Raw genomic sequence first — 19,247 nt, 5'->3', positions numbered from 1 at the left:
CTCATTTTCTTAGGTTAGTCTAACCTTTCCGTGGCTTTTTGTGCTGGGTTACCATACGTAATCGTTATGGTCATCATCTTGATAGTCATAGTCTTCATCGTCTGTTCGTCTGTTTTCGAGCCATTCATCGTCGATTATTCCGCTGAACATGATTTCATTTTGAACCTCTTCACTATTCCATTCGTGATCGAGCATATTTCCACGAAGATTCGGGTCGTTTGTCATCTTTTTTTCACCTCCTCTACTATCATTGCCAATTTTCTCGTGACTATAATATTAAAGGTGGGAGAAAAAGAAAGAATCGTTAAATCGTAGAATTGTGGGGCAGTTCCAACGGATTCCTTCCATCTTACCGCAGAGAACGCTTAAAGATTAAAGAAAGCTTGGTGTTATTAGTGGAAATTGGTGGTTTTAATATATCTAGGAAGTTGTTTTCTAATGAATAAAATTTATAATTCTGATGCCAGACACCCTGCTGAGCGATTTCAACAGAAGTTAATAAAGGGAAGGAGCAGGGGAGATTTTACTCATCCAAATCAATTCAAAATACTATTTGGACATGGTTAAACATATTGTTAGATATATAGCTTGGAACGTAAGGAGATAACCATGGCTAAAAAATCTAGACTTTCCAAAGGTATGATTATTGGTATCGTTTTGATTGTTAGTATCTTAATTTTTCTGGCAATGGAGTTTGCTTTCTTTTCTCCTAGCAATCAGGCAAAGGAAATGGTCGACGAGTTTTATAGGTATGAAGTTGACGGTGATTTCGCGAATTCATGGAATCTATTTCATTCTGCTATGAAGGAAAAGTTCACTAAAGGAAACTACATCCAGGATCGTGCCCATGTGTTCATGAACCATTTTGGCGTGGAAAGCTTTACCTATACAATCGGCAAGCCGGAAGAAATGAAGAAGTGGAAGATGTCTAAAACAGGACCTTTGCTGAAAAATGTATACACGGTTCCTGTTACCCAAACCTATAAAGGGAAATATGGAAATTTTGATTTAAAGCAAGAGGTTTTTGTAGTAAAAGAAAAAGGTGAGTGGAGGATTATGTGGGATTATAATCAGTAATTTAGTTCAAAGAGAGGTGATTCATGCTCTCTTTTCTAATGCTAAGGGGACATGCCTTAGGTATATTCGGTGAAATGGCTGGACAATTCTCGACAATATACTTAGGCAGTTGGAGGGGAAATCCTAGCCTTGACAAGGTTTAAGGTGAAACTAATCAAACGTTTAATTAGTATTCTCATAGCTGATTTTGTAGAAATTTCTTCGGTTGACAAGGTTAAAGATATGGATTATCCTAAAATTAATTAAGTATTCTGACACATCATATTTAAAGCGCTTACAAATTACCTGTTTTCAAACTTCCAAAAAGATTATCTTAACTCTATTCCTAATGGTATATACCACTGCGAAAACAAAAATTTACAAAAGAAGTAGAAATACTATATCCTTTGTGTATGGTATTGAATATCTGCATAAATGGGAGAAATTAGAGATGAGTAGAATGATAAGAGATGAAGAGGCAACTCCATTTTACAAACAATTAAGGAATAAAATTCTTGAGGAAATTGAGAGTGGGAAACTTAAGCACGGTGATAAACTTCCTTCGGAAAGGGAATTGGCCGAGCAGTTTCAAATTAGCCGTATGACCGCAAGACATACCCTGTCGATCCTGGAAAGGGAAGGTGTGGTAGAACGGCGTGTAGGAGCGGGTACCTTTATCAATCAAAGTAAAATTGAGATGGATTTTGTTACCTTTAACAGTTTTACCAAAAACATGTTGAGTAAAGGATTGATTCCGAGTACACAAATCCTGTCCATTCGTAAAATGGAAGCCCACGCTCATTTAGCGCAAAAATTAAAGCTTCCCTCGGGGGAAGTGATGACTGCTATTAAACGGCTTCGGCTTGTTAATGAGACACCGATCTCGATTGAAGAATCGTTCCTGCCAGAGAAGCTTTGCCCAAGGCTTGATGAAATTATTACGGAAAATGATTCGTTGTATGAAATTTTAGAAAGAGAGTACGGGATTGTCCTTGTCATGGCAAAAGAGTACATGCAGGTGACCGTGTCGGATGAAAGTGAAAGCAAGCTGTTAAAAATACGTTCCGAAAGTCCGTGTATCTTTCAAGAATCCGTTGCTTTTGATAAAAATGAAAAGGAAATTGAATTCTCCACTTCGTTAACAAGAAGTGACATTGTGAAATTTTATTCGGAATTAAAGCTGAAATGAGGCAAAATCATTTCAGTTTTTAAATAAACCAAATGGTATATACCAATAGTGGTAATTGGAGGTTTTTTCATGAAGGTAATCGGCATTGGCGATAATGTGGTTGATAAATATGTTTATAAAAAAACGATGTATCCAGGTGGAAATGCTTTAAATTTCAGTGTCTATGCAAAGCAGTTAGGGATTGAAGCGGCCTATCTTGGGGTGTTCGGCAATGATCGGGCTGCAGAGCATATTATTGCCACCTTAAAAAGCTTGGAGGTGGATATTACTCATTGTCGGCAGCATGAGGGGGAGAATGGATTTGCCGCGGTTGATTTAGTGGATGGAGACCGAGTGTTTATTGGTGGGAATGGGGGCGGTGTTCAAAGCGATCATCCGGTTGTCCTCAGCGCAGAAGACTTGGCCTATATTAAAAGCTTCGACATTGCCCATAGCAGCATCTACAGTGATATGGATTCAGAGTTACATAAGTTAAAAGAATCCGGAATCCTGGTATCTTATGATTTTTCAAGTGATTATACCGATGCGTTGCTCGAGAGAAATTGCCAGTATATTGATATCAGTTTGCTAAGTTGCGGGCAATTGGCCGACGAGGAAGTTGAGAATCTATTAAAACGTGTCCATTCCTTTGGGAGTCAATTAGTTTTGGGCACGATGGGCTCACGCGGCTCGATCATCTATGACGGCCAATCCTTTTACCGACAAGAGCCGCACCTTGTGCAGCCGGTTGATACGCTTGGCGCAGGGGACTCCTTTTTTACCGCGTTTATCTTATATTATCTTTCTGAAAAAAAGGTGAATCCTGATGTGCAGGAAGCTGTCCTCCTGAAAAATAGTTTGGTAGAAGGAGCGAAATTTGCGGCAAAAACATGTCTTGTTGATGGTGCATTTGGTTATGGGATTCCTTTAATTTCCTAAAAGGGATTGAAATAAGGATAGAAGGGTAGGGAGGTGAAAGGATTTTAACTGGTTGATCATTTAAAAAAATAAGGGGGTTAATGAAATGAGAAGGAAAATAAACGTTTTATTAGCAGGACTGTTGGTGTTCGCGCTGGTACTTACGGGGTGTTCTAGTTCTTCTTCCACCAATGAGGATTCGGGGAAAGTCGTATTAAAATTTTTGCATAAATGGCCGCAGCCAGAATACGCTCCTTATTTTGAAGAAGTAGTCAAAGCATTTGAAAAGGAAAATCCAGATATCAAGATTAAAATGGAAGCGGTTGCGGATGAACCGATTAAAGACAAACTCCGTGTTATTTTAGGCGGTAACGAAGTTCCCGACATTATGTTTTCGTGGTCAGGTGAATTTGCCAGAAAATTCGTCCGTGCTGATGCAGCTTTAGATTTGACTGCTTATTTAAATGAAGATACAGCATGGAAGGACAGTTTTATTCCGGCATCTCTTCAACCTTTCACATCCAACGAAAAAAATTACGGTATTCCTCTTCGCTTCAATGGAAAATTCTTTGTTTACAACAAGAAGATTTTTGATAAATATCAACTTCAGGCACCGACTACATGGGATGAATTTTTACAAGTGTTGGAAACCCTGAAAAAGGGCGGAGAAACACCTATCATTCTCGGAAACCAAGGCCCATGGGCAGCGATCCATTACTTAACAGGATTAAACCAAAAGATGGTCGCACAGGATGTGAGAATGAAAGACTATAATCCTAAATCAGGAGAGTTCACCGATCCTGGCTATGTGAAGGCGATGCAAATGTTAGTAGATTTGAATAAAAAGGGTTATTTTATGAAGAATGTTAATTCTAGTTCCCATGATATGGGACAACAATTATTTGCAGCTGGTAAGGGAGCGATCTTCTATGTGGAATTAGAAGAGTTCCAAACGGTCGAGAATAATATGAAAGGAAACTGGGGCTTCTTCCCAATGCCGTCCATTGCAGAGGGTAAGGGCAGTCAAAGTTTCATTACTGGTGCACCGGATGGATTTATCGTTTCTTCGAAAACCAAGCATCCGAAAGAATCGATTAAATTCTTGAAGTTCTTAACAAGTAAAGAAAATGCCTTGAAGCTTGTGAAGCAAATTGGCTGGCCAAGTCCGATTGATGGGGCCACTAACCCGGATACGGCTCTGAAGGAAGTAGCTGATGGTGTGGATTACATGAAGAAGGCGGAAGGTATGGCCGAATGGCTCGACACAGACGTCCATGCCAAGGTAGCAGATGTGTATTTATCCAATATCCAGCTGTTGCTTGACGGGTCAAAAACACCGGAAGAAATTATCAAAGAAGTTCAAAAAGTAGCTAAGCAAGTACAAAGTGAAGTGGAATAAGAAAAGCGAAGTCCACTAGCCGCTGGGAGCTAGAGCTAGACAGTTTTCAAAGTTAATACATGATACATTTAATTATTGAGACAGGGTAGGCAGGCACTGCTTACCCCCTCCTAGGAGGAGTTGGGGATGACAAAAACATTTCGAAGCAGTCGAACCGCTATACTATTTATAATGCCAGCGCTCCTTTTCATCCTGTTTTTTGTATTTTTACCGATCGTATTAAATCTTTATAACAGTTTGTTTCGGTGGAATTCCTTTGAGGCTGGAAGAGTATTTGTTGGCTTAGAGTATTATGGCAGACTTTTCAAGGATCCAATCTTTTTTACCGCCTTGAAAAATAATTCTCTTTACGCGGTTATTTCGTTAATTTTTCAGGTCGGTTTGGGCTTAATTATTGCCGCCATTTTAGAAGATAAATTGATTAGAAAATTTCAGCCCTTTTTCCGGACCGTCTTTTTTATCCCTTCCGTTATTTCGATTGCTGTTGTTGGGTTATTATGGCAGCTGCTTTATAACCCAGAAGTTGGTTTAGTGAATGGGGTGTTAAAAACAATCGGTCAATCAGAATGGGCCTTATCTTGGTTGGGTGACAGTAAGACTGCAATTTATGCCGTTGTAGCTGTTTCGCAATGGCAGTATACCGGTTATATGACGATGCTTTTCTTGCTTGCCATGCAAAAAATCCCTTTTGAATATTATGAAGCGTCAATGATTGATGGGGCTTCTAAGATAAAAACGTTCATTTATATCACCTTGCCACAAATGAAGGAAATGATTCTTGTCGGTACGGTGATTACTGTTATTGGTGCGTTCAAAGTCTTTGATGAAGTGTATGTGATGACCAATGGGGGACCTGGTCGTTCAACCGAGGTCTTAGGCACGATGCTTTATCGGGCCGCGTTCCGAAATGATGAAATGGGCTATGCATCCACGATTGGGACCATTATTTTTGTCATAACCCTAACCCTTTCCTTAGTTCAGTTAAAAATAGGCAAATCAGGGAAGGAGGCGTAAGGCAATGATAAATAATAACCCTTTGGTAAAGACGAGTAATAGGAATGAAATCGGGACAGGAAGTTCACGGATGTCCCTGAAGATTAAGAATCGAATTTTCCAATCTGCTGTGCTTGTCTGGTTTGGGATCTTTTCGTTGATTATCATCTATCCAATTATCTGGCTCGGTTTGAGCGGACTAAAATCGAATGCAGACTTTTTCTTGCACACATGGTCGTTGCCGGAGGATTGGCTGTGGGGAAATTATCAGGCAGCATGGGATGCGGGGATTGGTCAATTTTTCCTAAACAGTGTGTTCATAACAGTGGCTTCAGTCGTCTCGGTGTTACTGCTCGGGTCGATGGCCGCCTTTGGGTTAAGCCGCTTTCAGTTTAAGGGGCAGAACATTTTTCTGCTTCTCATCCTAAGTGGTTTGATGCTGGCGCCGCAGGTCAGCTTAATTCCACTGTATAAATTGCTGCAGGCGGTGGGACTTTACAACACCTACTGGGCGTTAATCCTTCCGTATGTTGCGTTTCAATTGCCGTTTGCGATTTTCTTAATGCGGTCCTATTTTCTATCCATCCCGAAAGAGCTTGAGGAGTCGGCCATTATTGATGGGTGTAATACGTGGCAGGTGTATAGGCATATTATTGTTCCGATGGGGAAACCGATTATTGCCTCGTGTGCTTTATTAACAGGGATGAACGTCTGGAATGAATTTATGTTCGCGTTAGTATTTGTGGAAGACTCTTCCCTGAGGACGATTCCAGTTGGGCTGATGAATTTGCGAAGTCAGTTGAATACCAACTTTGGGATTCAATTGGCGGGATTAGCGATTTCGGCGCTGCCAATGATTATTGCGTATATCGTTTTCCAAAAGCAATTTGTCCGCGGACTGTCTGCTGGCAGTGTGAAAGGGTAATTTTATCCAAAGATGTTGGTTGAATTGAAGGTTTTTAAACAGAATAGGAAAGGGTGGATTGCTTTTCCTATTCTGTTAACTAATCAGTTGGTTTTTCATGATTGGTTTAAATGGTATATACCAAATGAGTATTTTGGTAAATATTAGGATGCTAACGAACTTTCTACGTTGGAGGGATTGGATGGGAAAAATCAAACGGTCACAAATAACTGGGATGAATTTTCACTACCTGCACTATCCGCTGGACTATTTTTTAGATGCGATGGTGAAGTATGAGTTTGAAAAAATTGAACTGTGGGGTGCCGCACCGCACCTATATGTGGAGGATTTATCCTTAACTGCAATCCGCGCCATTAAGAAAGAGATTGCCCGGCGTGACCTCGAGGTCGTTTGCTTTACACCAGAACAGTGTATGTACCCTATTAATCTTGCGGCAAAGGAGTCAGCGATTCGTGAAAGAAGTGTGGCTTACTTTAAAAAGTCAATCGATGCCGCTCTTGAATTAGAAGCCCCGATGGTGTTAGTAACGGCCGGGTGGGGGTACCGCAATGAAAGCAGACGGGAAGCCTGGAGCCGGACCCAAGATTCATTAGAGCAGCTTACCGCCTATGCGGAGAAACAAGGAACCGTTCTGGCCTTGGAGCCACTACAAAAAATCGAGTCCAATCTGATTAATACTTTGCCTGATCTAAAAGAAATGCTCGATTCAATCCATTCACCTGCTCTGAAGGGAATGGTCGATACCATTCCGCTTGCGGTTGAAGGAGAAGCGCTAGCTAGCTACTTTGAAGAATTACGCGAGGATTTTGTCCATATCCACTTTATTGATGGGGACCCGGGTGGACACTTAGCTTGGGGAGACGGCAGCCTGCCATTGGAAAAATACATGAAAACCTTAGGTGACCACAATTACAATCGCGCTCTTACGTTGGAGTTTACTTCTTCTCAATACTTGATAGATCCAAATCAGGCCGTTGAAAAATCGTTACGAAGTCTTGCACCCTTTCTGGTGTAAAAGTGGAGGAATTGTTCCGAATCGGGTGACTAGTTCAGCGATATAAAGGAGTTTATCCTATGTCTATATGGAGGAGTTATCCCAGGAATTTAAAAGTTTTATTAATAGCAATGTTAGTCAATTCGACAGGTATGGCTTTTCTTTGGCCCTTGCATACCATTTACATGACCCAAGGGATGGGTAAAACACTATCTGAAGCGGGATTTGTTCTAATGCTTCATTCCGGGGCTGAAATTGTTGGCAGTTTTCTTGGCGGCTATTTGTATGACCGCATCCGAGGGAAACGAACCCTGCTCCTCGCTGTTCTAACATCAGCATGTCTTATTTTCATTATTTCAATAGGGTTATCATGGCCTATCTATATTCTAGCGATGATTCTTCTTGGATTAGGGATTGGAACCATTTTCCCTCCCATTTATGCACTCGCTGGGTTTGTTTGGAAGGAAGGCGGTAGAAAAAGCTTTAACTTAATTTACCTTGTTCTCAATTTCGGTGTAGCAGTAGGTACCGCTCTCGGTGGAATTGTGGCCCAATTTTCGTTTCAATACGTCTTTTGGGTGAATGGGTTCACCTACCTCCTGTTTATTTTCATCGTTTGGTTTGCTCTTGATGAGAGGGAACCCATTTATGAAGCAACTGTAAAAAAGGATACGGCCCTGACGCTAAAAAAAGAAGTGCGTCCTACGAAGCAAAGCTTCCATTCGTTATTCATTCTTTGTTTAGGGTTTATGTTTTGTTGGGTTACGTATATCCAATGGCAAACGAGTATTTCTAATTATATGCACCAGTTAGGTTTTCCGTTGTCAGCGTATAGTGCTTTGTGGACAATCAACGGTTTACTGATCTTGTTTGGGCAGCCTTTGATCCAGTGGTTCATGGCCCGACTGAAGAGTCCGGTGAAGTGGCAGCTTCTATCCGGTGTGATTTTTTTTATGCTAACCTTCGCCCTCCTGTCACACAGCCAGTCGTATGGCGGGTTTGTAACGGGGATGGTGATTATGACAATCGGAGAAATTCTTATTTTTCCAGCCGTGCCAGCGATTGCGGATCGACTGGCACCCCTCAATAGAAGAGGTATGTATCAAGGTTTAGTCAGTGGTGCTGCCAATGTGGGCAGAACGATCGGGCCTTTGCTGGGCGGGCTGCTGTACGACGGGTTTGGGTCCTTGGTGCTGCTGTATTCTTGTATTTTAATTTGTGGTTTTGCCTTGATTTGTTTTGGTGCATATCAAAGGCTCCAATATACGCAAAAGGAAGTTTCAACCGTAAAGTCAATAAATAAAGGAGGATAAAGAATGTTAGCAGACGTTCAAAAGGCTTTAGAGGTTTTTAAAGAAAGGGACATTAATCGTGTTTATTTCGTAGGATGCGGGGGCTCTTCTTCCCTCATGTATGCAAGTAAATACGTGTTAGACCGTGAAAGTGACACCATTGATTCTGACCTATATAGTTCCAATGAGTTTGTGCACCGTAACCCACGGAAACTCAATGAGAAATCGTTGGTGATTACGTGCTCGCACTATGGAAAAACGCCAGAGACGGTCGAGGCAGCCCGCTTCGCACGGGAAAAAGGTGCGATTACTGTTTCACTAACCTTTGATGCGGAATCACCGCTTGCCCAAGTATCTGAATATGTCATTGTTTATGAAGATGGGAAAGAAGCGAAGTTTGTAAACGAGGCGCAGGCTGTGATGTTGGAGCTTGTTTTTGGACTTCTGGCCATCAAAGAAGGAAATGAAAAGTTTTCAGAGGTCGTTGCCTCCTTAGAGAACCTAGATCAAATACTCGTACAAGAGAAAGCAAAGTTTTTAGCTTCGGCCAAGGAATTTGCCCAATCATATAAGGATGAAAAAGTGATTTACACAATGGCGAGCGGCGCCAATTATGGTATTGCCTATTGGTTTGCGATTTGCCTGCTGATGGAAATGCAGTGGATTCATTCGCACGCCCTCCATGCCGGGGAGTATTTCCATGGGCCATTTGAAGTGTTGGATAAAGACGTTCCAGTGATTCAGCTGTTGGGTTTAGACGAGACTCGTCCATTAGAAGAACGTTCATTGGAATTCACCCGACATTATGGCGAGAGACTAGTTGTTCTCGATGCGAAGGAATTTGACCTAACAGGAGTGGCCGAAAGTGTCAAAGGCTACATCGCCCCACTCGTCCTGCAAACCGTCCTGCGCCAATACGCCGAAGAACTAGCCGAAGCCCGCAACCACCCACTAACCACCAGAAGATACATGTGGAAAGTACCTTACTAATACAATTGTTGGAGTCATTGATGGTGTCAGGCACCAAAGAAAGACACTTTGGCTATTTGTCCGCTGTGGGTGGACAGTTGGGGGATGGTCCTTATTGTTCGCGACACGAGGACAAATGTCCATGAATGGTGTCAGGCACCAAATGTTTCTATATAAATTTGTAGTCCCAAAAATTCTAATTTAAATTTGGAGGTAATGTTGGATGTTGAAATTTGATGCTGATTTATATTTACAGTTAGTTGGGCAAGAGGCGATGGGGAAGAGGGAAGAGATTGAGAGGGTTGTGGATGGTATTTCGGCTAAAGGTTTTAAGAATATTTTCCTGATCGGTTCCGGTGGGACGATTGCGATGATGTATCCATATGAGTATATTTTAAAGTCAAATTCATCGCTGGAGGTTCATGCTGAGATTGCGGCTGAACTCCTTGTTATGAATAATCGCCACCTGACAAAGGATTCGGTTTGTATCTTTGCTTCTGTTACTGGAACGACAAAAGAAACCGTGGCTGCTGCCGAGTTCTGTAAGAGCATGGGGGCAACAACGATTGGTTTAGTGGCTGAACTTGGCACTCCATTGGCAGAAGCCGTTGATTATTGCATCTCAACTGGTCACGAAAAGCATTCCTTTGACACGTTCTTTATTCATTTGCAATTGCTTACTTTCCGTTTTATTCATAACAATGATGAATTTCCGCAATATGATCAGTTTGCCAAAGAAATTGCCCTTTTACCACAAGGTATTGTTCATGCACTCGAGGATTTCGATGCCCGTGCTGAGCAATTCGCTATAAAGCACAAAAATACAGATTACCATATGCTGGTTGGTGCGGGGAACCTTTGGGGGAATACGTATTCCTACGCCATGTGTATCTTAGAGGAAATGCAATGGATTAAGTCCAAATCTATTCATGCAGCTGAATTTTTTCACGGAACGCTGGAGCTGGTTGAGGAAGATACAAGTGTCATTCTATTTAAAGGAGAAGACGAAACTCGTCCATTGGTGGAACGTGTGGAAAGATTCGCAGAAAATATCACAAAGGAATTGTTCATCTTGGATACAAAGGATTATCCATTGGAAGGGATTAGTGACGAATTCAGAAAGCACTTTGCCGTATGCCTTAACTGGGCACTAACAGGCAGAATCAGCGTTTACCTTGAAAGGGAAAGAAATCATCCGTTAGAGATTCGCAGATATTACCGTAAAATGGCCTATTAGGAGGTGGGATGTTTGTTTAACTTTGATGTGAAAAGATATTTAGCCATCCAAAATGGAGCACTGTCTCTTAAGGATGAATTTGATCAGGCTATAGATTCGGTGATGGAAAGAGGTTTGAAAAATGTATTCTTTGTCGGTACTGGCGGAGCAGCCATTCTCATGTACCCGGCTGAATATATTTTAAAAACTCATTCAACTTTACCTGTTTTTACGGAAATCGCTCCGGAATTAATGTTGATGGATCATCAACATTTAGATGAACATTCATTAGTTATTTTGCCTTCTTTGTCTGGCACGACCAAAGAAACAGTGGAGGCGGCGGCGTTCTGTAAGGAAAAAGGTGCGACAACGATTAGCTTAGTGGGTCATGCTGCTACACCGTTAGCGAATTTAACCGATTATACCTTTGTCAATTATGCGGCAGATGATACCTCCTGTGAATCGTTTTATATCCAGTCCTATTTACTAGCGTTCCGCTTGATGTATAAGCGAAATGAATTCCCGCAATATCAACAATTTGTCGAGGAAATGATGCATTTACCAAGTGCACTTCTAAAAGTAAAGGAAGTAGTTGAACCTAGGGCTGCCGAGTTTGCCCGAAAACATAAGGAGACCCCATACCATATCCTTACGGGGACAGGTATCGATTGGGGTCAAACCTATTATTATGGCATGTGTATTTTAGAGGAAATGCAATGGATTAAAACACGGCCGGTACATGCGTCCGATTTCTTCCACGGTACATTGGAATTAGTGGAGGAAGATACGAGTGTTATTCTACTAAAAGGGGAGGATAAATCCCGTCCGCTCACAGAGAGAGTCGAGCGCTTTGCTGAGCATTACACGAAGGAATTAACGGTTTTTGATACAAAGGATTATGAATTAGCTGGCATTTCTGAAGGGTTAAGAAGTCTTGTCTCTCCGATTGTCTGCGCGGCTTTCCTTGAGAGAGTCAGCTGTCATTTGGAACAACAAAGGGACCACCCGCTGACAACCAGGAGATACTATAAAAAAGTGCCATTTTGATAGAATAATTGTTTTGTGATGCGGCCTTCACATTAATGAGGGCTGCTTTTTTCTGTTTAAATCATTATAAATTCTGTGTTAATGTTAGTATATAATTAACAATATTTTATAAATAAGCAAGGAGATACCATTTCAAATGAGGAAAATAAAGGGATCAAAAATTATTCGTATTTTGTTCGTTTTTTATGCGTTGGTGATGTTTAACCAGCAAGAAGCCTCTGCAGCAGATAATCCGTGTGCAGCCGTAAAGGCCGGAACAAAGGTGATGTGGGGGAAAGAAGCAATTAAGCCTTATCAGGTTGGCAGGGTAACTTTTTTGAAAAAGACCATTCTTTATAAAATCGATGGGAGCAAGAAAATCACGGTGAGAACAGCAAGGGCCGGTGAGAAAATTCCTGTTTATGCGATCCAAACTTCTCAATTAGATTTAGGAAACGGGCTATTTGTTGCACGTGACCAGAAAGTTAAACTAGAAAAAGCAACCACAAGACAGAGGCAATTAGCAGTGTGCGTTCATGAAATGAATCTCGAAAAAGCTGCCGGACAAATGATTGTTGTCAAGACCTCAACCCGCGATAAAACAAAAGCCATCTTGCAAAGGTATGAAAAGAAAAACGGGAAATGGGTGAAAATATCCTCTCCAATGCAAGCGATTGTCGGTAAAAAGGGAGTCGGGAAAACTAAGGAAGGAGACAGCCTAACACCAAGAGGGACGTATTTGCTTGGAACGTCGTTTGGCTGGGGAACCAAACCTTCTGGAATAAAATACCCATTTCGTAAAGCGACTAAAACCGATTACTGGGTCGACTACTCAAAATCGAAAGACTACAACAAATGGGTCCAATATAATGGTAATCCCACGTGGAAATGGAAGTCGTATGAACGGCTGACTCACCCGCTCTACAAATACGCGGTGGTGATTCGCTATAATGATGATCCTGTGATTAATGGAGCTGGAAGTGCTATCTTTTTACACATCAAAAACAAGTCCACTCGTTATACATTGGGATGCACGGCTATCTCTGAAAATGATCTATTGAAGGTAATTAAATGGTTAAATCCTAAAAGTAAACCGATTATCAAAATCGAGGGTTGATCATTTTGGAACTTCCCTTTTATAAAGGCTATGAATTTACATTTTTAACAAGGGTGTTAACCACTAATTGGTTTTCGCCTTTTTTAACATAAATAACTTCCATTATAACCCGGTTTGCCTTGATTGGTGCACCGTAAGTAGACTCCGTGTCCCTGATGCAAAAAGAATACCGATTAGATCGAATCCGATATCAAACATTCTTCCATCACGAGTGAAATATAATTGCAGGATTTCAGTTAGCAAAGCAAAGGAAATAGCTAGAATAAGAATGAATGCTTTTGAATGGAATTTAGTTTGTAGTAATAATGTCAAAATGAGAAAGGCAAAGGCATGCCCACATTTTTGAAGCAGGAAGTCGCGGCTGAGCTCGAGCGGTAAGGGGAATAGCAAATCAGAAAAATTCGGATGACCGACCCACTCAAAGCGGACTTCGCCAGATGCCATTAATTTAGAAAAATCGGCGGTACAGGTCAAAATCAAGATTGCAGCTGCCCATAATAAAATAAATATTCCGCGCATGGTGAGACCTCCCTTTTTATATCATTGTGGTCTCGTTTCTTCGGTAATATACCGAATCGAGGGGGCGGAATGAACTATCTGACAAAGGAAAAGACCTCTTTTAAAAATAAAAGAGGTCTTTCGTTTGGGGAAATCATCCAAGTAAGTCACTGAAATGGAGGAAGACAATCTGGGAAGATGCTGGAGTTGTTGCTTCTCTAGCTATTAATTATCCGGAATGGATCATTTTTTCATAGAGATTTAGAATGGATTGCCCGTATGTGGTACCTGGAACAGCCCATTTTCCGTTTAAAGCGGTCCATGTTGGAGCAGATCCTCTGTCGACTAGATGAAAGCGGGGATCAACCAATGGATATTGATCTGGAAGTGGCTTCGCTGTCGCATAGGCATACAAGTGTTGAAGTTGTGCAAGTACACCTTCTTCTTGATTTTCAAAGCTTGCTCCGCGAGTATCTCCTCCAGTTGCTCCTATCCCTGAGTAGTTGTTTTGTTCAGGGTTGACGACTCCGGTAAACCGAAAATAGTCTGTTTCGTGGATGGCTTGTGCAAAGGCGACATCACCTCTAATGCCGTAATATTTACCTAATGCTTGGTAAAATTGACCTAATTCCGGCGCGTTAGGATTGACCTTTTTCACAAATTGATTCATCTGTTCCGGAGTTAGGAAGGTCGGACCTAAAATGGTAAATTGACCGGGGTCGGCGATGATGGGGGGTTCTTTTGTACTGTTGGTTGGAGCCGGACTTGGGTTCGTGTTCTTATTCGTGCCGCCTGCAGTATTCGTTTCTTTGCTGGTGGTGGTTGTGGCGGGTTTTGCTGTTGTTGTTTTACTGGTGCTTGTGGTTGGTTTTTGAGCAGCCGAGTTACTGGTGCTCGTAGTTGGTTTTTGGGTAGCTGATTTACTGGTACTCGTAGTTGGCTTTTGGGTAGCTGATTTATTGGTGCTCGTAGTTGGCTTTTGGGCAGCTGATTTATTGGTGCTCGTAGTTGGTTTTTGAGTAGCTGATTTAGTAGTCGTTGTACTGGCTTTTTCAATAATTATAAAGGCATCCCTATATCCTGCTTTTTCGATTTCTTTGAGACGTTTTTCTGCGTTTGCGTTGGTCGTATAGGTTGCTACTTTCACTCGGTACCAGGTTGCTCCAGATATTTTAGTGGTAACAATTGAAGTTTTAATGTTTTTCTTTTTCAGTTCAGCTACCCTGTCTTGTGCATTTTCTTTGGATTTATAGGATCCGACATAGACTGTGTAAACTGTTGTTGAACTAGATTGGGGTGTTTTCGATGTAGTTGTTGTTTTAGTTGCGGTTGTGGTTTTCTGCGTTTCCTTCTTTTCTTTGCGTTTCAGACCAAAGGCCTTTGCAATTCCGTTGACATGGCCTTGAGCTACTTTTTGCTGCCAGGATGAATCTTTCATTAATTGGGCGTCATGTTTATTACTGATAAAGCCGTTTTCCGTTAGGATTGCTGGCATATTTGTTTCTCTTATTACATGGAAATTGGCCTTTTTTTGCCCGCGGTCTTTTAGCTGATTCACTTTCATCACTTCCGCATGAATGATATCTTGGACTGTGGCTGCTCTACTTGAGTTAGAGGCGCCATTGTATATAAAATCCTCATATCCTTGGGCTGAACTGTCAGCAGAATTGACGTGAATAGCCAGGAAAAAGTCTGCGTCCCAGGCGTTGGCTTCGCTTGAGCGCTGTGCTAAGCTTTTGGTGGTATCGCTTGTACGACTCATCTTAACTTGAACGTTTTCAAAATCCTTTAGGATGGTATTTCGTATTTTAAGCGCAATAGCTAGGGTAATATCTTTTTCATCCAGGCCATTCCCTTGGGCTCCGGGATCATCACCGCCATGACCAGAGTCTAAATACAGCTTCATACTTACTCCTCCATTTCATTTAAAATACATTCATATATATGTTATGGCAAATCCAATCCAATGGCTTCTATCTGAACAGTTAAAGAAGAAAAACCCTACAAAAGGCCTCCCAGCTATTCGCCATTAAGGGGACTTTTGTAGGGCAATATCCTTCGCAATGGTTGTCCTTCTGTGGCGGACAAGTGTCCACGGGTGGTGCCTGACACCATAACTGTAACACCATAACTGTAACACCATAATTGTGATACCATAAATGCCACATTAAATGCCTGCTTATTCTGCAACTAGGAAGGCATCGTTGATTCCGGCTTTTTTTACTTCAGCTAAGCGGTCTTCGGCATTTTCTCGGTTGGAAAAGGCTCCAGCTTGAACTCGGTACCATGTTTCGCCCGCTATTTTTGTGGTATCTACGAACGATTCGATGCCTTTTGCCTTGAGTTGGTCTACTCGCTCGTCCGCATTTTCTTTTGATTTGAATGAACCGGCAATTACTTTGAAAAGCGTCCCGGAATCTGGTTTCGGCGGATCGATTGGTTTACGTTTTAGGCCAAAGGCTTTGGCCATTCCGTTGGCGTGACCTTGAGCTACTTTTTGGATCCAAGAAGACTGTTTCATTAATGCGGCGTCATGGTCGTTACTGATAAATCCATTTTCCGATAGCAGTGCTGGCATGTTTGATTCACGTAACACATGGAAGTTAGCCTTTTTCTGGCCGCGGTCTTTCAGTTGATTCACCTTCATTACTTCGGCATGGATGATATCTTGATATTGGGCTGTCTTAGAAGTGTTAGACAAGCCGCTGTAAATAAAGTCCTCATAACCCAGTGCTGTACTTGGTCCAGAATTGACGTGAATGGCCAAGAAAAAATCTGCTCCCCAAGCATTGGCCTCACTCGATCGCTGACTTAAGCTTTTTGTGGTGTCGCTGCTCCTGCTCATTTTTACCTCAATGTTTTCATAATCATTTTGTAAAATGGACCGTAGTTTGAGCGCGATAGCTAACGTCACATCTTTTTCATCTAATCCATGACCTTGGGCACCGGGATCTTGTCCGCCATGACCTGGGTCTAAATAAAGCTTCATTTCATCCTCTCCATTTCTAAAATTTGATTATATATACATGCTATGTCAGTATGGACAAATAGGTACGTGTGCTTGTCACAGTAATTATTGCAGGATTTCACCAACAGTAGATTTTCTTAGTTACCGAAAATGTAATTGTACCAGTCTTCGGTAAGAAAGAGAGCCTTTAAGTGACCGAAACCTCCACCTCCTATTACGCTCTATATAGAAAAAAGTCGGCAAAAGGGACACGGTCAGAGAAAATAAATATGGGATGATTTATTTAAATAAAGTTGATTAATGCTATACTTGGGGAACGGATTTGGTTTCTGAAAGGAGTTAATCATCTTATGAAGTATTTGAAATCACAAATGCAGCAGCTAATTAAGGATAATAAAGAATTGCATACACGCTTTAAAGAGTTAAAAGTAGAACACGGGCTTGAGAAAAATACTGCCCTAAAGGCATTGTACCATTCAGAAGTGGCAGACGGCGGAAAGTATCAATTAGCGTACCAAGCACTTGATCTTCCTAAAAAATAGGTAACATAAAAAGAGTGTCAGGCACCAAATTGGTGCCTGACACTCTTTTACAATTGAAAAGCGCTCCTTCATCACTGTGAAGGAGCGCTTTTTATATTAATGTTGTAAAAATGCAAGTTGGATAAAGAACAAGACAGCGAACACGTACAGCAATGGATGAATTTCACGCCACTTACCTTTAACCAGTTTTAAAAGCGGGTAGCTGATGAAACCAAGTGCGATCCCTGTTGCGATGCTTGATGTGAGCGGCATGCTCAAGACGGTCAAAAAAGCAGGGAAGGCTTCATCCAGCTCGTCCCAGCGGATTTTTGCTATGCTTCCCATCATTAGACTGCCGACAATGATTAAAGCCGGTGCGGTAATCGCAGAAATCCCGGAAACCGTACTAACGAGTGGACCAAAGAAGGCGGACAGGATGAACAGGATCGCAATCGTTAGGGATCTGTCTAGCTCCAGCGCCTAGGGGCTCGGGGTCATAAGCCAATCCGTCCTGAAGGTTAAAAAGCAACCTTCACGCCGGCTCGTCTTATGCCTGTCGCTCCTGAACAAGGCGCTTGCGCTTTTCTAGCTCAAATAAATGTCTTTTCCAAGCTAGGGGTAGGGGCTGGACTCGTGAATTTATTTTTGTGAACGAACTTTTCTTTGTACATCTCCTGGTCGGCCATTTCGAGAATTTTTTCAAGCGTTATTTCGGTTCCGGGTTTATAGTGATAAAAACCGTAACAAGCAGAAATTGAATAAGGCTTTTGATGGGTAACATTAATATCCTCGAACCCACGCTTAATGTTTTTCACCAGCTGCCGGGCGTCCTTCATCTGCTTTTGAAAGAAGACAATGATAAATTCATCTCCGCCTAATCGAAATAATACGTCATTGTTTGTAATATGACGATTAATCGTGTCGCAGCAAGTCTTAATTAAGTCATCACCTGTTGAGTGGCCGAAAAGATCATTGGTTATTTTTAAATCGTTAATATCAATATAGCAGATAATGAATTCTTGAGATTCTGCCTCGCCGCTCATATGCCTACTAAGCAATTCCATCCCACTTCTTCGATTTAACACTCCAGTAAGCATGTCATAAGAAGCGTGTTTAAAAAGTTCTTCCTCATTTTTTTTCAGGTCGGTGATGTCAGTGACGCCGATCAGGATACAAGCTTCATCCAAGTAATCTATCAATTCTAAACTCAACATGACCCATTTCCGGATATCAGGAGTGATTTGTTGCTCCACGCAAAAGTTTTTAATACTTTTTTGCTCTTCCAGACGCTTTAGGATGTCTAGTTTTTCTCCGATGTTTTGAAACAAGAATTTTCCGTCTATTTGAGTCATATCGTTACCTTGGAGTTGGTAGTATTCAATGGCGTGTTTATTCATCAGCAAAATTTCATCATTCTCTAGCTTTTTAAGGATGATCGGGTTCGGATTTAGGTTGAATAGACGCCTGAAATTTTCCTCATTTCTTTCTAGTTTCATTTTGTTTGAAAAATCATTTTTACGAAATGAATAGAATGATAGGGCAATCATGAAAGAAATGACGACGGTTCCAGTTGAATTAATCAACTTTGATAAAAATGAGAAGTGCTCATGTTCGATAAGATATAAACCTGTAATGAAAAATATATGTATACCCAAAAACAGGATCAATACGTTTCTTGGCTGTACTGGGAAGAAGACGGCAACTCCTAATAAAATAATGATATAGGAGTATATATTTCCAGTAAATAATTGACTATTAATAGAAGAGGCTGCCCCGATTAATAAATAGAAAAGGATATAACTAGTAACAGCGAACCCCTTGGAAATATTTTTATAAAAATGATAAATGAATAGAAACAAAAGGGAGATGATAAGACCAATGATGTGAATGGCAGAAAGATTGAATTTAAATGTAGGGCTGCTCAGTTTATTAAACAGGAAAAAGTCAACGATGAAAAAACAAGGATAAGTAGAGATTAACATATAAGAAACGAGCGTAATTCGCTCAAATAATACATCGTAGTTACTATGAATAAACTCTTGATTCGGAGGAGAATTCTTATTCTTTCTATTAAAAAGATTGATTGAAAAGGACCACAAATAGTTCACCCCTTTTTTTACCATTACCTCGAGTATTTTAGCATAGATTGGAAGGTCTGTCATAAAAAAAGCGGTGTCAGGCACTAAC

At 41.2% G+C, this 19,247-nt stretch carries 18 protein-coding genes and 1 pseudogene; 13 read left to right on the top strand and 6 right to left on the bottom strand.

The features are described from left to right. Positions 1-48: 48 nt before the first annotated feature. Positions 49-225 (bottom strand): hypothetical protein, encoded by a 177-nt coding sequence (locus tag J7E77_RS23685; RefSeq protein WP_214717283.1) that lies wholly within the window; start codon positions 223-225, stop codon positions 49-51. 384 nt (positions 226-609) lie between these two features. Between J7E77_RS23685 and J7E77_RS23680 the strand changes: the two genes are divergently transcribed. The 12 genes from J7E77_RS23680 to J7E77_RS30875 all read left to right on the top strand — a co-directional run bounded on the left by J7E77_RS23680 (position 610) and on the right by J7E77_RS30875 (position 13,073). Further along, positions 610-1,077, top strand: coding sequence for a hypothetical protein (locus tag J7E77_RS23680; RefSeq protein WP_214717282.1), 468 nt, complete (start codon positions 610-612; stop codon positions 1,075-1,077). 430 nt (positions 1,078-1,507) lie between these two features. After that, the gene (locus J7E77_RS23675; RefSeq protein ID WP_251026477.1) at positions 1,508-2,245 is read left to right on the top strand and encodes a GntR family transcriptional regulator; all 738 of its coding nucleotides are present in this window, start codon (positions 1,508-1,510) and stop codon (positions 2,243-2,245) included. Between the two features lie 48 nt (positions 2,246-2,293). Next, entirely contained in the window at positions 2,294-3,163 is an 870-nt protein-coding gene (locus J7E77_RS23670; RefSeq protein ID WP_308160755.1) for a fructoselysine 6-kinase, read from the top strand. Between the two features lie 85 nt (positions 3,164-3,248). Next, the gene (locus J7E77_RS23665) at positions 3,249-4,541 is read left to right on the top strand and encodes an ABC transporter substrate-binding protein (protein ID WP_214717280.1); all 1,293 of its coding nucleotides are present in this window, start codon (positions 3,249-3,251) and stop codon (positions 4,539-4,541) included. A gap of 126 nt (positions 4,542-4,667) precedes the next feature. After that, on the top strand, positions 4,668-5,555 hold the full coding sequence (locus J7E77_RS23660; protein ID WP_214717279.1) for a carbohydrate ABC transporter permease: 888 nt from the start codon (positions 4,668-4,670) through the stop codon (positions 5,553-5,555). A gap of 4 nt (positions 5,556-5,559) precedes the next feature. Then, positions 5,560-6,459: a carbohydrate ABC transporter permease gene (locus J7E77_RS23655; protein ID WP_251028170.1), complete on the top strand. Its 900-nt coding sequence runs from the start codon at positions 5,560-5,562 to the stop codon at positions 6,457-6,459. Between the two features lie 181 nt (positions 6,460-6,640). Next, positions 6,641-7,474 carry a TIM barrel protein gene (locus tag J7E77_RS23650; protein ID WP_214717278.1) on the top strand — a complete coding sequence of 278 codons (834 nt, stop codon included), beginning with the start codon at positions 6,641-6,643 and terminating at the stop codon, positions 7,472-7,474. A gap of 59 nt (positions 7,475-7,533) precedes the next feature. Further along, positions 7,534-8,766 carry an MDR family MFS transporter gene (locus tag J7E77_RS23645; protein WP_214717277.1) on the top strand — a complete coding sequence of 411 codons (1,233 nt, stop codon included), beginning with the start codon at positions 7,534-7,536 and terminating at the stop codon, positions 8,764-8,766. A 3-nt stretch (positions 8,767-8,769) separates the two neighbouring features. Further along, positions 8,770-9,735 carry an SIS domain-containing protein gene (locus J7E77_RS23640; protein WP_214717276.1) on the top strand — a complete coding sequence of 322 codons (966 nt, stop codon included), beginning with the start codon at positions 8,770-8,772 and terminating at the stop codon, positions 9,733-9,735. Positions 9,736-9,937: 202 nt separating this feature from the next. Next, positions 9,938-10,951, top strand: coding sequence for an SIS domain-containing protein (locus J7E77_RS23635; protein WP_214717275.1), 1,014 nt, complete (start codon positions 9,938-9,940; stop codon positions 10,949-10,951). Positions 10,952-10,963: 12 nt separating this feature from the next. Continuing rightward, positions 10,964-11,977 (top strand): SIS domain-containing protein, encoded by a 1,014-nt coding sequence (locus J7E77_RS23630; protein WP_214717274.1) that lies wholly within the window; start codon positions 10,964-10,966, stop codon positions 11,975-11,977. Positions 11,978-12,113: 136 nt separating this feature from the next. Further along, positions 12,114-13,073 carry a L,D-transpeptidase family protein gene (locus J7E77_RS30875; protein ID WP_251028169.1) on the top strand — a complete coding sequence of 320 codons (960 nt, stop codon included), beginning with the start codon at positions 12,114-12,116 and terminating at the stop codon, positions 13,071-13,073. A gap of 102 nt (positions 13,074-13,175) precedes the next feature. On the opposite strand, the gene J7E77_RS23620 is transcribed toward J7E77_RS30875, so the two are convergent. The 3 genes from J7E77_RS23620 to J7E77_RS23605 all read right to left on the bottom strand — a co-directional run bounded on the left by J7E77_RS23620 (position 13,176) and on the right by J7E77_RS23605 (position 16,560). Continuing rightward, positions 13,176-13,592, bottom strand: coding sequence for a VanZ family protein (locus J7E77_RS23620; RefSeq protein ID WP_214717273.1), 417 nt, complete (start codon positions 13,590-13,592; stop codon positions 13,176-13,178). A gap of 208 nt (positions 13,593-13,800) precedes the next feature. Further along, on the bottom strand, positions 13,801-15,477 hold the full coding sequence (locus J7E77_RS30870) for an N-acetylmuramoyl-L-alanine amidase (RefSeq protein ID WP_251028168.1): 1,677 nt from the start codon (positions 15,475-15,477) through the stop codon (positions 13,801-13,803). 273 nt (positions 15,478-15,750) lie between these two features. After that, positions 15,751-16,560, bottom strand: coding sequence for an N-acetylmuramoyl-L-alanine amidase (locus J7E77_RS23605; RefSeq protein WP_214717272.1), 810 nt, complete (start codon positions 16,558-16,560; stop codon positions 15,751-15,753). Between the two features lie 329 nt (positions 16,561-16,889). Between J7E77_RS23605 and J7E77_RS23600 the strand changes: the two genes are divergently transcribed. Beyond that, positions 16,890-17,081 carry a hypothetical protein gene (locus J7E77_RS23600; RefSeq protein ID WP_214717271.1) on the top strand — a complete coding sequence of 64 codons (192 nt, stop codon included), beginning with the start codon at positions 16,890-16,892 and terminating at the stop codon, positions 17,079-17,081. A gap of 96 nt (positions 17,082-17,177) precedes the next feature. Here J7E77_RS23600 and J7E77_RS23595 read toward each other — a convergent pair. Both J7E77_RS23595 and J7E77_RS23590 read right to left on the bottom strand, forming a co-directional pair. Next, positions 17,178-17,522, bottom strand: a pseudogene (locus J7E77_RS23595) (solute carrier family 23 protein); the annotation flags it as partial. A gap of 128 nt (positions 17,523-17,650) precedes the next feature. After that, a complete protein-coding gene (locus J7E77_RS23590; RefSeq protein ID WP_214717270.1) occupies positions 17,651-19,159 on the bottom strand; it encodes a sensor domain-containing diguanylate cyclase in 1,509 nt (502 codons plus the stop codon). Between the last annotated feature and the right edge of the window lie 88 nt (positions 19,160-19,247).

It is taken from the genome of Bacillus sp. ISL-77 (assembly GCF_018613105.1).
Note: the sequence above shows the minus strand (reverse complement) of the source record. Positions and strands in the feature narration are given on the sequence as shown.

Bases quoted from the DNA above. Each gene is read 5' to 3' on its own strand.
- J7E77_RS30875 (WP_251028169.1), top strand. From the start codon at position 12,114: ATGAGGAAAATAAAGGGATCAAAAATTATTCGTATTTTGTTCGTTTTT.
- J7E77_RS23605 (WP_214717272.1), bottom strand. From the start codon at position 16,560: ATGAAGCTTTATTTAGACCCAGGTCATGGCGGACAAGATCCCGGTGCC.
- J7E77_RS23685 (WP_214717283.1), bottom strand. From the start codon at position 225: ATGACAAACGACCCGAATCTTCGTGGAAATATGCTCGATCACGAATGG.
- J7E77_RS30870 (WP_251028168.1), bottom strand. From the start codon at position 15,477: ATGAAGCTGTATTTAGACTCTGGTCATGGCGGTGATGATCCCGGAGCC.
- J7E77_RS23600 (WP_214717271.1), top strand. From the start codon at position 16,890: ATGAAGTATTTGAAATCACAAATGCAGCAGCTAATTAAGGATAATAAA.
- J7E77_RS23675 (WP_251026477.1), top strand. From the start codon at position 1,508: ATGAGTAGAATGATAAGAGATGAAGAGGCAACTCCATTTTACAAACAA.
- J7E77_RS23655 (WP_251028170.1), top strand. From the start codon at position 5,560: ATGATAAATAATAACCCTTTGGTAAAGACGAGTAATAGGAATGAAATC.
- J7E77_RS23645 (WP_214717277.1), top strand. From the start codon at position 7,534: ATGTCTATATGGAGGAGTTATCCCAGGAATTTAAAAGTTTTATTAATA.
- J7E77_RS23680 (WP_214717282.1), top strand. From the start codon at position 610: ATGGCTAAAAAATCTAGACTTTCCAAAGGTATGATTATTGGTATCGTT.
- J7E77_RS23640 (WP_214717276.1), top strand. From the start codon at position 8,770: ATGTTAGCAGACGTTCAAAAGGCTTTAGAGGTTTTTAAAGAAAGGGAC.
- J7E77_RS23620 (WP_214717273.1), bottom strand. From the start codon at position 13,592: ATGCGCGGAATATTTATTTTATTATGGGCAGCTGCAATCTTGATTTTG.
- J7E77_RS23665 (WP_214717280.1), top strand. From the start codon at position 3,249: ATGAGAAGGAAAATAAACGTTTTATTAGCAGGACTGTTGGTGTTCGCG.
- J7E77_RS23660 (WP_214717279.1), top strand. From the start codon at position 4,668: ATGACAAAAACATTTCGAAGCAGTCGAACCGCTATACTATTTATAATG.
- J7E77_RS23635 (WP_214717275.1), top strand. From the start codon at position 9,938: ATGTTGAAATTTGATGCTGATTTATATTTACAGTTAGTTGGGCAAGAG.
- J7E77_RS23650 (WP_214717278.1), top strand. From the start codon at position 6,641: ATGGGAAAAATCAAACGGTCACAAATAACTGGGATGAATTTTCACTAC.